A 1284-nucleotide genomic window follows, 5' to 3' on the forward strand; every position below is an offset into this window, starting at 1 on the left:
CCTAAAAACCCACCAGAAAAAGTGAACTTTCCCGTCCGTGATATTCAATACTTTGAACCAGAATCAAAACTCTTACAGATGTTACGTTCACAAAATAATGGTTTTCCAATTTGAAAAATAACGCTGTTGTTCTTCAATACTTTTTTTAGCCAACTCTGTCCATGTCAGTGGCTTTGGCCTAACAAGATGAAATAATAAATATTGCGATCTATCCCATTGATTAAATTCTTCAATTGTAACGGTTTTTTTTGCCATAAACCATGTATGGATATCGTTAATAATTTCAATTGCTTCATTCTTTCTTTGTTCATCCATCATCAAGTGTTGCAATATCTTTTGTGCTCTAACATCATCTTCTTCATCGCTATATTCATTTATAATTGGTTTTCTTTTTACAAACTCTCTTACAAACGCGCGAACATCTGGTTCAGATTCTTGAATACTTTCATATGTCGTCAAACATTCCTGCTCTTCTTGTTCTTGCATGTTTTCTTGCAATTCTTGTAAAGATTTAATTTTTTTCTCATTCTCTGCTAATTGTCCATCCATCAACGCCTGTTGTGACGCAATTAACTCATCTCGTTCTTTTATCGCTTGTCTAAGCATTTTTATGTTTTTAAAATCGGTATAAACCGCATAACATGAACACAAATTAGCAATACAAGATATAATAAGTGCAAATAAGACCATCTCACTCCTCACTTACTTTTCGTCTTATTCTTCTGAGACTTTTCTTTTACTGCTTCATCACTCTGCTTAAGCTCGTCTTTAAGCTTCTCAATTTTCTCGTCGCGTAATTGAATTTCTGCTGTTAGTGTATCTATAACTTCGTCCTTCCATTTGAACGCTTCATCATACGCATCTATCTTTTGATTAAGTTCTTTAATATTTGCATCACATTCATCAATGGTTTGCTTGATTTCCTTTGAAAACTTAATCTCTTCCGCTCTCATTTCTTCCTTAAAGTTTGTAATTTTGACTTGAAGCTTTTCAATCTGCCCTGCAAGCTGTTTAAACTTATCCCGATAATGCAACGCAACACGAAACATCAGCCCGCTAAAAAGCAAAACTCCAAACACCACAAACACAACTAGCGCTATCATTTCATTTAAACTCATTCTGATCTCCTTAAGGCTGCAAAGTCTCTACGGCCTTATCAACACCGCAGCTCTTGCAAACTTTCGTAATTGGGGGACACTGCTCTTCCATTAATCTTTGCAAGCGTTCTGGATAAAAAAAATCATCAGGACGTAAATCTATCCCATGGGAACGCGCATAATTTAA

2 protein-coding genes are annotated in these 1284 nt (G+C 35.3%); both read right to left on the reverse strand.

Annotated features, from left to right (window positions below; all coding sequences use genetic code 11):
- Positions 1–87 precede the first annotated feature (87 nt).
- Positions 88–690, reverse strand: a complete 603-nt coding sequence (locus tag BN202_RS03130) for a hypothetical protein (protein ID WP_019219077.1) — start codon at positions 688–690, stop codon at positions 88–90.
- An 8-nt stretch (positions 691–698) separates the two neighbouring features.
- On the reverse strand, positions 699–1118 hold the full coding sequence (locus tag BN202_RS03135) for a hypothetical protein (RefSeq protein WP_019219078.1): 420 nt from the start codon (positions 1116–1118) through the stop codon (positions 699–701).
- Positions 1119–1284: the final 166 nt, after the last annotated feature.

The organism is Bartonella florencae (genome assembly GCF_000312525.1).
Lineage (GTDB): Bacteria > Pseudomonadota > Alphaproteobacteria > Rhizobiales > Rhizobiaceae > Bartonella > Bartonella florencae.

What these genes read in the sequence shown, in the direction of transcription:
- BN202_RS03135 (WP_019219078.1), bottom strand. Translation starts at nt 1,118, where the DNA reads ATGAGTTTAAATGAAATGATAGCGCTAGTTGTGTTTGTGGTGTTTGGA.
- BN202_RS03130 (WP_019219077.1), bottom strand. Translation starts at nt 690, where the DNA reads ATGGTCTTATTTGCACTTATTATATCTTGTATTGCTAATTTGTGTTCA.